General features: G+C 65.2%; 10 protein-coding genes. 7 read left to right on the forward strand and 3 right to left on the reverse strand.

What is annotated here, in order from left to right:
- The 7 genes from VFB33_11485 to VFB33_11515 form a co-directional block, all read left to right on the forward strand.
- Window positions 1–888 (forward strand): glucose-1-phosphate cytidylyltransferase (locus tag VFB33_11485; protein ID HZO82305.1); only part of this gene is annotated, 888 nt, incomplete at its 5' end.
- Between the two features lie 27 nt (window positions 889–915).
- Window positions 916–1,923 carry an SDR family oxidoreductase gene (locus tag VFB33_11490; GenBank protein HZO82306.1) on the forward strand — a complete coding sequence of 336 codons (1,008 nt, stop codon included), beginning with the start codon at window positions 916–918 and terminating at the stop codon, window positions 1,921–1,923.
- A gap of 7 nt (window positions 1,924–1,930) precedes the next feature.
- A complete protein-coding gene (rfbC, locus tag VFB33_11495) occupies window positions 1,931–2,479 on the forward strand; it encodes a dTDP-4-dehydrorhamnose 3,5-epimerase (protein HZO82307.1) in 549 nt (182 codons plus the stop codon).
- A 6-nt stretch (window positions 2,480–2,485) separates the two neighbouring features.
- Window positions 2,486–3,412, forward strand: a complete 927-nt coding sequence (locus VFB33_11500; protein ID HZO82308.1) for an NAD(P)-dependent oxidoreductase — start codon at window positions 2,486–2,488, stop codon at window positions 3,410–3,412.
- Between the two features lie 51 nt (window positions 3,413–3,463).
- Window positions 3,464–4,114 carry a hypothetical protein gene (locus VFB33_11505; protein ID HZO82309.1) on the forward strand — a complete coding sequence of 217 codons (651 nt, stop codon included), beginning with the start codon at window positions 3,464–3,466 and terminating at the stop codon, window positions 4,112–4,114.
- Window positions 4,115–4,148: 34 nt separating this feature from the next.
- Entirely contained in the window at window positions 4,149–5,249 is a 1,101-nt protein-coding gene (locus VFB33_11510) for a glycosyl hydrolase (GenBank protein HZO82310.1), read from the forward strand.
- Window positions 5,250–5,742: 493 nt separating this feature from the next.
- Window positions 5,743–6,261 (forward strand): hypothetical protein, encoded by a 519-nt coding sequence (locus VFB33_11515; protein ID HZO82311.1) that lies wholly within the window; start codon window positions 5,743–5,745, stop codon window positions 6,259–6,261.
- Window positions 6,262–6,310: 49 nt separating this feature from the next.
- On the opposite strand, the gene VFB33_11520 is transcribed toward VFB33_11515, so the two are convergent.
- From VFB33_11520 to VFB33_11530, 3 genes are all read right to left on the reverse strand, one after another.
- A complete protein-coding gene (locus VFB33_11520) occupies window positions 6,311–7,075 on the reverse strand; it encodes a glycosyltransferase family A protein (protein HZO82312.1) in 765 nt (254 codons plus the stop codon).
- 2 nt (window positions 7,076–7,077) lie between these two features.
- On the reverse strand, window positions 7,078–8,925 hold the full coding sequence (locus VFB33_11525) for a tetratricopeptide repeat protein (protein HZO82313.1): 1,848 nt from the start codon (window positions 8,923–8,925) through the stop codon (window positions 7,078–7,080).
- A partial coding sequence (locus VFB33_11530) for a hypothetical protein (protein HZO82314.1) occupies window positions 8,922–10,677 on the reverse strand: 1,756 nt, incomplete at its 5' end. The genes VFB33_11525 and VFB33_11530, both read right to left, overlap by 4 nt.

Genomic DNA, 10,677 nt, shown 5'->3' on the forward strand with positions numbered 1-10,677 from the left:
GCCCGCCGGCGGGGTTTGCCCCAAACTCCGCCCGCCCGGGGGCGGCGGGGGCCGCTATCCGCAGGAGGCGGCGCGAAAGGGGGAAAGGTGAACACGGCGGACGTGCCCGTTTTCATCCTGTGCGGGGGGCTCGGCACCCGGCTCAAGGAGATGACCGAATTTCGCCCGAAACCGATGGTGCCGATCGGCCGCGACCCGATCGTGCTGCACATCATGCGGTCTTACGCCGCCTTCGGCTTCAACCGCTTCGTGCTGTGCATGGGCTACAAGAGCGAGATCATCCGCGACTATTTCCTCAATTTTTATGCGATGAACAGCGACGTCACCGTCGATCTGAAGAGCAACGAGGTCGAGGTGCACAGCGTCGACCATAGCTGCGACTGGCGGGTGACGCTGGCCTATACCGGCGAATTGACGATGACCGGCGGCCGCATCGCCCGGGCGATGGCGCGCTATCTCGGCGACGCGCAGCATCTCGCGGTGACCTACGGCGACGGGCTGACCGATGCCGATCTCGGCGCCGAATTCGACTTTCACCTGAGCCACGGCAAGATCGGCACGGTGCTGGGGGTGAACCCGCCGTCGCGCTTCGGCGAGTTCCGCATGGAGGGCGGCGAGCTGGTCGAGTTCGTCGAGAAGCCGGAACTGCACTCGGCCTGGATCAACGGCGGGTATTTCTTCTTCCGCCGCGACATCGCGCGCTACCTGTCGCCGGCGGAGGATTGCGTGATGGAGCAGCAGCCGCTGTCCGCGCTCGCCCGCGACGGCCAGCTCGCGGTGTTCCAGCACACCCGGTTCTGGGCCTGCATGGACACCCAGCGCGACCACGAGACGCTGACCCGGCTGTGGGAGTCGGGGGAGGCGCCCTGGGCCCGTCCGGCCCGCTGAGCGGTACCGGCAAGGAAAGCGAAAGCGATGAATGTCTTTGTTACCGGCCACCGCGGCTATATCGGCGCGCATCTGGTGCCGCTGTTGCAGGCGGCGGGGCACCGCGTCACCGGCTGCGACCTCGACCTGTTCGCCGGCTGCGCCTGGGACGAGATGCCGAAGGCGGATGTCGAGCTGGTGCGCGACGTGCGCACGCTGACCCCGCGCGATCTCGACGGCTACGACTGTGTCATGCATCTGGCGGCGATCTCCAACGACCCGATGGGCGATCTCGACCCCGGGATCACCCGCGACATCAACGCCCGCGGCTCGATCGCGCTGGCCCGCACCGCCAAGGCCGCCGGGGTGCCCCGGTTTCTGCTGTCGTCGAGCTGCTCGATCTACGGCAAGGCCGACGGGCGCCCGCTCGGCGAGGACGATGCGCTCAACCCGGTCTCGGTCTACGCCGAATCGAAGATCGTCGCCGAGCGCGGCATCGCCGAGCTGGCCGACGCGAATTTCTCCCCGGCCTATCTGCGCAACGCCACCGCCTACGGCGACTCGCCGATGCTGCGCATCGACCTCGTCGTCAACAACCTGCTGGGCTGCGCCGTCGCCAAGGGCGACATCCGCATCATGAGCGACGGCACGCCGTGGCGGCCGCTGATCCACTGCAAGGACATCGCCCGCGCCTTTGTCGCCTTTCTCGAGGCGCCGCGCGAAGCGATCCACAACCAGGCGGTCAATATCGGCGGCGACGGCGAGAACTACCGGGTGCGCGACATCGCCGATCTGGTGCGCCGGCTGGTGCCGGGGGCGGGCGTCGTCTACACCGGCGAGGTCGGCAAGGACCCGCGCGACTACCGCGTCGATTTCGCCCGGCTCGGCCGGCTGCTGCCCGATTTCCGGCTGCACTACAGCCTGGCCGCCGGCATGGAGGAACTGCTCGCGCATTACGCCGATGCCGGCTTTTCCGCCGCCGATTTCGACGGCGACAAGTTCGTGCGGCTGCGCACCCTGCGGCACCGGCTCGACCGCCTCGCCGCGACCGAATGAGGGCCCGATGCGCTTCGTTCCGACCCCGCTGGCCGGCGCCTACCTGATCGAGCTCGACAAGCGCGAGGACGAGCGCGGCTTCTTTGCCCGCCTGTTCTGCGAGCGCGAGTTCGCCGCAGCCGGGCTCGACACGCGCTTCGTGCAGATCAACAACTCGCTGAGCCGCGACAAGGGCACCTTGCGCGGCATGCACTACCAGCTCGGCGAGGCGGCCGAGGTCAAGGTGGTGCGGGCGATCCGCGGCGCGCTGTGGGATGCGATCCTCGATCTGCGCCCCGGCTCGGCGACGTTCGGGCACAGCTTCGGGGCCGAGCTCAGCGCCGAGAACCGCCGCATGATGTATGTGCCGCGCGGCTTCGCCCATGGGTTTCTGACGCTGGAGCCGGACACCGAGGCGTTCTATCTGGTCAGCGCCTTTTATGCGCCGGAGCGCGAGCGCGGGGTGCGCTGGAACGACCCGCGCTTTGCCATCGCCTGGCCGGCGGCGCCCGCCGTCATCTCCGACAAGGACGCCAACCAGCGCGATTTCGACCCGGCCTGGCATCTCGGCGGCTGAGCGGCGATGCGCATCCTGTTGACCGGCGCCAGCTCGTTCACCGGGTTCTGGTTTGCCCGCGAGCTCAGCGCGGCCGGGCACGCGGTGGTGGCGGCCTGCCGCGGCGACGGCGCCTATGACGGGGTGCGGGGCGAGCGCATCGCGCGGCTGCGCGGGTGCTGCGAGCTGCGCTTCGGCTGCGCCTTCGGCGGCGACGCGTTTCTCGACCTGGTGCGCGGCGCGGCGGGCGGGTTCGACGTGCTGTGCCATCACGGCGCCGAGGTCGGCGATTACCGCAGCCCCGATTTCGACCCCTATGCGGCCGCCGCGCGCAACCTGTACCGGCTGCCGGCGGTGCTGCGGGCGCTGGGGGAGCGCGGCTGCGCCCGGCTGGTGCTGACCGGCAGCGTCTTCGAGCCGGGCGAGGGGGCGGGCTCGGCGCCGCTGCGCGCGTTCAGCCCCTACGGGCTGTCGAAGGGCTTGACCGCGGCGGCGGCCGCCTTTTATGCCGGGCGCGAGGGCTTCAGCTTCGAGAAGTTCGTCATCCCCAACCCGTTCGGGCCGTACGAGGAGCCGCGCTTTACCGCCTATCTGATGCGGAGCTGGCGGCGCGGCGAGACGGCGCGGGTGCAGACGCCGCGCTATGTCCGCGACAACGTGCCGGTGAGCCTGTTGGCCCGCGCCTATGGGCAGTTCGTCGCGGCGAGCCCGCCGCCCGGCGCGGTGCGCCGGCTCAACCCGAGCTTCTACCCGGAGAGCCAGGGCGCCTTTGCCGAGCGGGTACGGCGCGAAGCCGAGGCGCGGCTCGGCCGCCCCTGCGCCCTCGACCACGCCGAGCAGAGGGAATTTCCCGAGCCGGCGGTGCGCATCAACACCGACCTTCTCGACCCCGCCGCGCTCGACTGGAACGAAGCCGCCGCCTGGGACGAGTTCGTGGGGTATTACGCGGCGTGATCAGCGCGGGAGATTCTAATGTTAAGGTCCGCTACTACTGACATCAATTTTTTGTTCCAGAAGAAGGTGGATCTTGTAGTCGGTGCCGTTGGAACAAAATCATTGCGCGATTACGGCGGGCTTTATCTCGTGCATGGAAGGTATTTGCTAGAACCGGCCATCAAGCTGGATGCCGAATTTGCGAGCATGATCGATGTCACTCCGCGTCCTGAATTCGACGTAAATGTCAAAGCCGCGCAACAGGTCAACCCGAAGCTAAAAATCGAATTTATAAACGCGGACTTTCGTGATCCCGCTCTCTACGAGCGTCTTACCAAAGTTGACACCTCTATTTTATATGAAGTGTTGTTGCATCAGGAAAATTATGTGGGTATTTTGAATTATGTCGCCGAGGCAACGTCAAAATTCATCTGTATTGCCCAGCCTTGCCTTAGGGAAGATACGTTCCCTTTGCCTTCAACTGCAACGTTGCTACAGTTTTGGCCGGAGGAACTAAAAGAACGTTACCGGGAGGGGTCCATGTGGCCGAAGGAACCACGAGTAGAGCGTTTTGCCTCCCGGTACTGGATGTGGGGTCATACTGCAAGCCACTTGGAAGCTTGTATGCACGGGTTAGGATGGGAATTAGAAGCGGCTGAAGCAGTCGGAGAAATCTACGGGCCGTACTGGGATTATCTGTTGATGCGCTTTTATCGCAAATGATTGCGAGGCTTGGCGTTCAAAAGGGTCTCGGTCAATGCGGTTTCTCGACCAAAAAATGAATCGTCGACTCATGCTCCGGGCCATCTTTGGGACGGCACTTTTTTGCCTGACGATAACAATGTCCTACGGAGATGAGGTCAAACCCTGGCGGTCCATTTCTGATTCCAATCTGGCGTGGGCTCCGCCCGAACGCCGGAACCTCGTTCTTAAGGCGCTGAGCCGCATACCGGCGGTATGGTACCGGGATGCTCTACATCCTAATGCGGTCGAGCAAGAGATCGAGATTTTGAGGCAGATTCGCGGTCAAAATAAGCACGTCCTCCTCATTATCAATCCGGAGCCGGAGTATTACGATAAACCAAGTGCGAGGTACGCCGGGCCCGAGTTCAAGCGCTTATGCGGATGGTCGAGTGGCAATCTTCCGCTCAGCGGCCTCGACACGGGACGATTAAAGACGCGCTTATCGAGCGCTCTGGCAGCATTAAGGCACGCGGAAATTGAGGTAGACGCTTTTGAAATCGGCAACGAACTAGATTGGGTCTGTTTCAACACCGACTTGCCGTTCGAGCCCGACGCACCGAACCTGCGTGATTCGTCGCTACTCCCTTACGCAAAGGCATACGCGCGCTTCCTCGAAGCCGCCGTCGAAACGATCAAAACGCCCGGGTTGTATCCGCGTGCGTTAATCGTTTCCTTCGGTACGGCAAACACGCTAGGCCTAATTCCGTCACGGTCGTTCGCCCATCCCGCTCAGTTCATTAGGATGTTGAAAACCCTCGACGGCAGGAGCGACTTGAACCTCGTCGATCGAGTCGGAATTCATATGTACCCCGAGATTGACCACCCGGAAACCATTGCGCCCGCACTCAGGAGGTTTTCAAGCGAAAGCGGGGCCGGGAAGCCGATCTGGATTACAGAATGGGGGTACCATAACGCGCCATTTGTCGGCCGCGCACGGAATGCTCGTTTAAGCGCGTTCAACCGGTTCTACTGCGAGGTCGTCGCGAGCAAGGTCGATGTTGAAAATATGTTCATGTTTAGTATCGCAAGTCCCGATGAGAGCTTGATAAGCACAACAGGTTCCCTCCTCCCAGAGGCGTCGTTCTTTACGAAAGCGCCCGGGTGCAAGCGTTGATGCGAAGCTGTCGATCAGCTCAAACTTACGCTTGCCTTACTCCAAACTTAAGATAGAATTACACCTGTCAGACAGGGATGTGTGATCGTGGGCGTGGACATCTTTATTCATATACCAAAAACGGGGGGATCGTCCCTCAGGGTGGTACTCGCCAGACAGTATGAAATCAAACACATAATGGTATTTGAGCCGGCTGATGGTGGCGCCGTCGGGCCCGTCGATAGCGCCCTACCCTGGGATCCGGATAAGCCGGCCGAGGTGCAGTTACGCGAGGCTCTAGCAAGGCAGGACGTGCGACTTATGGTTGGGCATCAGCGATTTGGTGTCCATCAGCTGCTCAATTTCCCCTGTCGTTATTTCTCGATACTGCGCGATCCTATAGAGCGTGTCCTGTCAAATTACTTTTACGCTTTTACGTATCCCCCATCACAGGCACGCTTCGGAGGTACGCTCGGGCGAGCTTACGTTAGAGAAGTTTGCGGCTTCTACGGAAATGTGCGACCGGGCTGATCAATGCCGGTTCTTATGCGGCAGCGATGAACCACCGGAGGGTCTCTGCAACGCGGCGATCGCAGCCATAAAAGGCTACATCCCGGCGATCGGTACAATGGAGCGATTTGACGAGTCGGTCCTATTGATCGCCAAAGAAATGGGGTGGCGGCCACCGCTTTATGTGAGGAAGAATGTAACCCCACTTGACGGGCGCATGGCAGATCAAAAAGAGCGCGGACGAGAAATGCTTCAGGCGCTCTATGGAACCGAGTTCTCTGAAGATTATGCCTTATACGCATACGTAAACGAGCAGCTATCTGCGCGCGTGTCAGCAGGAGGGAATTCCTTTAAACGAGCGCTCTCGTCCTATCGAGAGATCGAGGAGGATTTAATGAAAATTGCTCTGGATCATCATGCACTATACGAGTTTACTCAGCTCGATGAAGAAGCATTCCTTGATCGCTATGTTGGAAGTGAGCCGTACCGGGAGATTGAGGAGTACCTCGCAGAGGGGCCATGAAAAAGCACAGCATTCCGCTTAGCTAGGAGCATTGCGGTCCGTGGTTAATTCAAGCTAAGTCGGGGTGGCGCAACAGCATCTCCGCTTCGAGGGCGGCTGCGTTCCGATTGGTTCGCGTTCTCAACATCGAAGAGTGATGGACTCTATAGTCGCATAAAAGCTCCGGTACAAACACTCCTGATAGTCCCCGCTTTGCAAATCGGCACCAGAGATCGTAATCTTCCCAACCGTGATCATCAGCGAGCGTCTCGTAGCCCCCGAGGGAAACCAAAGCATCCCGCCTAATCAGTGCCATAGCGTCTATGTAGTTTCCGCGAAGGAGTTTGCTCGGCTGCCATACGTCGGCAACTCCAATACCCGTTTCGCTGCCAAACAAGGTTAACTGAGAGTACGCGAAGGCCGCTCCAGAAATTTTCAGCGCAGCGAGGAGGCGGGACAACGCGGGCGGTCTTATACGGTTATCGGCATCGAGCATGAAAAGATAGGGTTCCGCGCTCCAAGCGATCCCGGAGTTACGAGTCATCGACAGGCCCTGGTTGCGTTCGTGGCGCAACACGTGCACCCGCCGGAAACGCGCCTCGCTCGCCTTCAAATAGGCGAGTGCCTTTTCAAGGCCATCATCCGTCGAACAGTCATCAACGAGCGTAATACTCAACTGATTGTGATCCTGATTGATGACAGATCGCAATGTATCCAATATTGTATGGCCATAGTTAAACAACGGGATGATGACGGCAACGTCATCCGGCAATGGTGTCTTATATTCTGTCTGATAAACGGGCTGCGCTAAGGCACGAACGTCAAATAGTGGCACAGCTATATCCAGTCGAATAGTGCAGGTTGAGTGTCACGGGTTAACCGGTGGAATGCGCTCAAAGCTGGGGCCAGGGTGACCGCCATCCGTCCAAGGGAACTCGCTTGCTTAAAACCGGCGTGTGCAATCTCGCTAAGTTTGCGTCTTCCGTCGTCGCTGGAAAGAAGCCAGCGAATGAGCTCGCCGAGATGGCGGCAATTCTCTTCCAGGTAGTGAATGCCCGGCTGAAAAAGGGGGTTGGGTAAGCTTGGGTCCGACACCACGCAGGCCCCTTGCCAGAACCCCTGAAGCACCATCCGCGACCATTCGAAATAACCAAGCCAATCGCGATGGATGTTAAGAACGATTTTCGAGCGCTGCGCGAGCGCGCAATTTATTGCGGTGGATGTGCTGCGGTAAGTGTGCGGAGTAAGCGGGGCGTCTTGGTGCGTATAAACACACACAAAGCGGTAGCGGTCGGTAAGGCTCGCTAGCCGCGCCAGCGTCGTGTCGCGTCGCGGCGCGCTGCTGCCGATAAAAAGGATGTCGATCGGGCGGTCCTCGAGACTGTGCCGTTGCTGCCAGTCAAAAGGTTCGCGCGCGAACGCGTAGCCGCGCATCAGCTCGATATCCGATATGTCGATGCACGGCTTGGTGTACGGGGTGTCCGGGAGGTAGCCGGGCATAAAATGGAGCGCGTTGCAGCCCAACGTGCGCAACAAAACGGCGTTGTGAAAATTGGCGTCGAGTACCAGCGGGGCCTGCATCAGCAGCGGCAGCGCGCGGCAAAACCACTGCGTCTGCATCTGTTCGACGTTGTAGAGCACCGAATTAGCCGCCGCCGCCACGGGCGCCCAAGCGGGACCGGCTCCCAGGTAGAAGAATTCGTGTGGAGCAACAAAGACGCGAAGGTGGAATGCCTCGCTGCGGTCCGCAGTCTCGTCCCGGTGCACAGCTTCGATCCCGGCCTCGTGAAGCCCCCAGGCCAGCAGCTCGGCAAACTCCCGCATAAAAAAGTTGCCTTCGCTGCTGCAAAATATCCCGATGCGGAGCTTCCCCGGGCGTCGTCCGGTGATATCGGGATAGCCGGGCCGGGCCGCTAGCGCCTCCGCTTCTTCCCGAAAGCGAGCGCTTTCCCGGCGCAATTCGTCATCGAAGCGGGCGAGCCGGCGCGCTATCACCTCGGGGTTAGTGAAGGGGCGGCCCTCCTGGAAACCGTACTCAATGAAGTGCTTCGTCGGATCCGCGTTGCCTTGGCGCAAATCGGCTTGCCGCGGCAGCGACAGGTAGACCTGCGGATCGAATAAGCCAGAGTCGCGCACAACTGTTGCCAGGGCCCGCATGTCGGGCCCCGATGGCTGCGGTCGCGCCTCGCCCCGCGGAACCTCCGCTGCCGGAGGGGCGTTGACCGGTTCGGCACGGCTTGCATCGACCCGCTTGGTGGGGCGGGCGGCGTCGGGGTTCGCCACAACCGCGAGTTCGCCGACCATGGCCTCCGACCAGCCGAGGCCGCGCAGCTCCTCCGGCACGTCGGGCAGGGCGGGGTGGAGCACCAGGGCGCGCAGATAGGCCGCCTCGGCCTCCTTCGCCCGGCCCTGAAGCTTCAGCACGTGGCCGAGCTGCAGATAGGTGTCCGCCACCTTGGGCGCCTCGGCCAGGGCGCGGCGATAGGCGGCCTCGGCCTGGGCGAGAAAGCCGCTTTCCTTCAGCGCATGGCCGTACTGGACCCAGATCGGGGCGCGCGCCGGGTTGCGCTCCAAGGCGGTGCGGTAATGCCGCGCGGCGGCGTGCCAGTCGCCGGCGTCGCGGGCGCGATCGCCCAGCATGATCGCGCTGGGCCGGCCGTTTTTGCGGCCGAGCGGCAGGATCATTCCGCCCCCTGAGTTTGCAGAGAGACCGCTTTGTCGGGCGCGCGCCACCCGCGCAGCGCGAGCGGCCGGCGGCGCCACCACGCGCCGGGGATCGCCGCCGCGGCCGGCCCGGGCACCGGCTCGTCGCGGAACGCCGCAGCCAGCCGGGCGCCGACCTCGCGGGCGGCGGCGGCCTCTGCTTCCGCCGCGTCCGCCGTGGCCAGCGCCGCGGCTGCCTGGACCTCGCGCGCTTTCGCCTGGCCCTCGGCGCGGCCGAGCGCGTCGCGCAGCCCGCCCAGTTCCGTGCGCAGCGCCGCCGTCTCGGCCCGCGCGGCATCGCGCTCGGCGCGCGCCGCGGCCGCTTCCTGTTCGGCGGTGCGCAGCCGCTGCGCCGTCGCGTCGAGCGAGCCGGTCGTCTCGGCGAGCGCGGCGCGCAGCCCGGCCGCCTCCGCCTCGGCGCGGGCCAGCGCGGCGCCGCGCTCCGCCCGCTCGGCGGCGACGGCGAGCTCGGCTTCCGCCTGCTCGCGCAGCGCCGCCTGCGCCGCCGCCGCCTCGTCGGCGAGGCGCAACTCCGCCGTCTCCAGCACCGCGCTCAGGCCGGCGAGCGCGTGCCGCGCCTCGGCCAGCGCCGTCTCGCGCTCGACCAGCCGCGCCTCGACCTCGCCGAGCCGCGCCGCCGCCTCGGCCCGCGCCCGGTGCAAAGCCGCCTCCGCGGTCTCGGCCCGGGCGCACAGCGCGGTCAGCGCCGATTGCGCCTTCGCCGCGGCCGCCGCCGCCTGACGCCGCTCCGCCGCCGCCTGCGCCTCCGCCGCGGCGACGGCCTCGCGGGCGCTCGCCAGCTCGGCCTCGCGCTCGGCGAGGCGCGTTTCGATCTCGCCGAGCCGGGCGGCGCGCGCCTCGGCCTCGCGCAGCGCCGCCGCGGCGGTCTCGGCGCGGGCGGCGGCCTCGTCGCGCGCCGCCTGGGCGGCGGCGGCTGCGTCGCGCGACGCGGCGAGCTCGGTCTCGCGCTCGGCGAGGCGCGTTTCGACCTCGCCGAGCCGGGCGGCGCGGGCCTCGGCCTCGCGCAGCGCCGCTTCGGCGGTCTCGGCGCGGGCGGCGGCGTCGTCGCGCACCGCCTGGGCGGCGGCGGCCTCGTCGCGCAACGCGGCGACGGCCTCGCGGGCGCTCGCCAGCTCGGCTTCGCGCTCGGCGAGGCGCGTTTCGATCTCGCCGAGCCGGGCGGCGCGCGCCTCGGCCTCGCGCAGCGCCGCCGCGGCCGTCTCGGCGCGGGCGGCGGCCTCGTCGCGCGCCGCCTGGGCGGCAGCGGCCTCGTCGCGCAACCCGGCGAGCTCGGCCTCGCGTTCGGCGAGGCGCGCTTCGATCGCGCCGAGCCGGGCGGCGCGGGCCTCGGCCTCGCGCAGCGCCGCTTCGGCGGTCTCGGCGCGGGCGGCGGCCTCGTCGCGCGCAACCTGGGCGGCGGCGGCGGCGTCGCGCAACGCGGCGAGCTCGGCCTCGAGCCCGGGCACGCGGCCGGCCGCGGCGGCGGCGGCCTCGTGGGCGCGGTGCAGCGGCTGGCGCAGGCGTTCGAGCCCGGCGAACTGCGACACCAGCTGCTGCAGCCGCCGCCGCGCCGCGCCGTCATGGCCGGCGGCAAGCGCCAGGCGGTAGACGTCGCGCACCAGCGGGTCGGCCGCCTCGCGCCCGCCGGCGTCGTGGCGCAGCCCGGGATCGATGACCTCGGCCAGCGCGGCCGCCAGGTCGCCGCCCGCGCCCAGCCCGTCGAGGCCGAGAAAT

It is taken from the genome of Candidatus Binataceae bacterium, assembly GCA_035650475.1.
Taxonomy (GTDB): Bacteria; Desulfobacterota; Binatia; order Binatales; family Binataceae; genus JAKAVN01.

What these genes read in the sequence shown, in the direction of transcription:
- VFB33_11510 (HZO82310.1), top strand. Translation starts at nt 4,149, where the DNA reads ATGCGGTTTCTCGACCAAAAAATGAATCGTCGACTCATGCTCCGGGCC.
- VFB33_11525 (HZO82313.1), bottom strand. Translation starts at nt 8,925, where the DNA reads ATGATCCTGCCGCTCGGCCGCAAAAACGGCCGGCCCAGCGCGATCATG.
- VFB33_11500 (HZO82308.1), top strand. Translation starts at nt 2,486, where the DNA reads ATGCGCATCCTGTTGACCGGCGCCAGCTCGTTCACCGGGTTCTGGTTT.
- rfbC (HZO82307.1), top strand. Translation starts at nt 1,931, where the DNA reads ATGCGCTTCGTTCCGACCCCGCTGGCCGGCGCCTACCTGATCGAGCTC.
- VFB33_11515 (HZO82311.1), top strand. Translation starts at nt 5,743, where the DNA reads ATGTGCGACCGGGCTGATCAATGCCGGTTCTTATGCGGCAGCGATGAA.
- VFB33_11490 (HZO82306.1), top strand. Translation starts at nt 916, where the DNA reads ATGAATGTCTTTGTTACCGGCCACCGCGGCTATATCGGCGCGCATCTG.